Raw genomic sequence first — 912 nt, forward strand, 5'->3', positions numbered from 1 at the left:
ATACTTGAGATAAATCTACTTTTAATCCGGTCTTTTTTCCTAATGATTCAAGATCCGCAACTTTGTCACTTGTCGCCCTCTTAACTGGTAACACTTCCCCTGGTTCATCTGATGCAGAATTAGCATGCTCTTTGTAGAACTTAAGCGTTTTATCCAATGCCTTGTCCAGCGCATCGCGCACTGTGCCCTTTGAGCTATCATCAACTAGGTCTATCAGATCCTGATAGTTGGCGGTGTAGCTTTCCAATACTTTTTTGCGATCCTCTCCCGTTTCCTGCAAAGCTTTGTACACAGCAAGGCTTTCGTTGACTGAGTGACCGCCGTCAAAAACTAAGAAAGACAAGGTGTTTAGGTAAGCTTGATCAACAGAGAATCCTGGATTCTTACTCGCAATATGTTGGTTCAGGTGCGTCATGATATTGGTTGAACCCGACGCGCCCGTCACTACCGGCAGACCATTATTCAAGGCATTACTTTCGAATGTTGTCTTTTTACCCGGAGTAAGAATTCGACCATCTGCGACACTGCGGCCTTCTATAAAGTCATCGTAGTTATCACCTTTCGGTTGATATTGAAGCGCCGTACCATAATCACTGGTTTTCTTTTCAATAAGGGTAACTTTGTTTTCACCTTCAACCCCTGATGATATTACCGCATCAGTTGAACGAGCCTTGGTGATAACATTCCGATAGAAACGGTCCCCTTCAGCTTTCCACGGGGCCATTTCCATTCCCAAACCAGGGGTAATTGCCATTTTCACAGCCAGGAAAGGAACTTTTATAACACCGAAACCATCATCAACTTGTGTCATCATAGTTTTGAAGTTGTCATAATTCGGTGTTTCAAGGAATTGAGTTAAGGTCGGGACGCGACTAAACCATGGACGCTTGTCTTTAGCGATCTCTTCTGCAA

1 pseudogene is annotated in these 912 nt (G+C 43.9%); it reads right to left on the minus strand.

What is annotated here, in order from left to right:
- Positions 1 to 912: pseudogene (locus AB4653_RS17155) on the minus strand (hypothetical protein); the annotation flags it as partial.

The organism is Vibrio sp. 10N.222.48.A3, from assembly GCF_041475345.1.
Classification (GTDB): domain Bacteria; phylum Pseudomonadota; class Gammaproteobacteria; order Enterobacterales; family Vibrionaceae; genus Vibrio; species Vibrio tasmaniensis_A.